This window comes from Janibacter sp. CFPM2_SD2 (assembly GCF_057364645.1).
Window position 1 is genome coordinate 1 of sequence record NZ_JBNFOF010000369.1, and the last position, 1,028, is coordinate 1,028.

Genomic DNA, 1,028 nt, shown 5'->3' on the forward strand with positions numbered 1-1,028 from the left:
GCCAACCGCGGCAAGGCGGCCGCCTCGAGACCGGGTGGCCCGGCTCGTCGAGCACGAGCAGCGCAGCGGCGGGCGCGAGCACGTGCTGCTCTTCGCCGACGCCGACCTGGCCGAGTCGGCGGCCAACCTCGAGCCGCTCCTGCTGCCCGTGCTCATCGGGTCGGCGGACCTCACGGTGGCCAACATCCCCCGCAGCGCCTCGTCGCTCGGCTCGGGCCGGGTCGTCCGGCTCGCCCGCGCCCAGATCGAGGCGATGACCGGGCGGGTCGTCGAGCAGCCGCTCAACGGCATGCGGGCCCTGACCCGCGAGACCTTCGCCGACGCGCACCCGCTCGCCGAGCGGCTGGGGGCGTCGAGGCGGCGATGCTCGTCGACGTGCTGCGCGCCGGGCGCCGGGTCGTCGAGGTCCCCGTCGAGCTGACCCACCGCCGCACGGGCAACGACATCAAGGGCCGCGTGCACCGGGCCATGCAGCTGCGCGACGTGTCGACGGCGCTGCTGGCCCGACGCTTCCTGTCGTGAGTCACGAGGACGAAGGGGAGGTCGACCCGCTCGGGGTCGGTCTGCTCGTCGCCGGCATCGGGCTGCTGCTCCTCGTCGGTGCGAGCGGCACCTCGCTCGCCCTCCCGCCGCTCGGGGACCGGGGCTGGGCTCCCCCTTCGCTCCCGTGGCGGCTCGGCGGCTGGACCGTCGTCGCGCTGCAGACCACCGGCTACCTGCTCGGCGCGGCCTCCCTGTGGCGGTACGTGCGGCGGCCGAGCCCCCTTCGCGTGCGGTGGTGGCACGTCGGGCTGCTCGCGGTGCTCGTGCTGCTGACCGCGCCCTTCGGCACCGCCGACCACACGAACTACGCCGCCTACGGGCGGATCCTCGTCGAGGGCGGCGACCCGTGGTCCGTCGTGCCGGCGGACTGGCGGGGCGGGGCCGACCCGGTCGTGCGCCTCGTCCAGGACCCGTGGCGCGAGGCGACGAGCGTCTACGGCCCGGTCGGCACGTGGCTCATGGGGCTCGCGGCGTGGGCGGCGGCG

The 1,028-nt window shown here is 76.3% G+C and carries 2 protein-coding genes and 1 pseudogene; all 3 read left to right on the forward strand.

Going from position 1 to position 1,028, the window contains the following annotated elements; genetic code table 11:
- Positions 1 to 421, forward strand: a pseudogene (locus AC2W7J_RS18400) (hypothetical protein); the annotation flags it as partial.
- On the forward strand, positions 376 to 522 hold the full coding sequence (locus AC2W7J_RS18405) for a hypothetical protein (RefSeq protein ID WP_485984229.1): 147 nt from the start codon (positions 376 to 378) through the stop codon (positions 520 to 522). The pseudogene AC2W7J_RS18400 and the gene AC2W7J_RS18405, both read left to right, overlap by 46 nt.
- Positions 519 to 1,028: MptA/MptB family glycosyltransferase (locus AC2W7J_RS18410; RefSeq protein WP_485984231.1), on the forward strand; the 510-nt coding region annotated here is incomplete at its 3' end. The genes AC2W7J_RS18405 and AC2W7J_RS18410, both read left to right, overlap by 4 nt.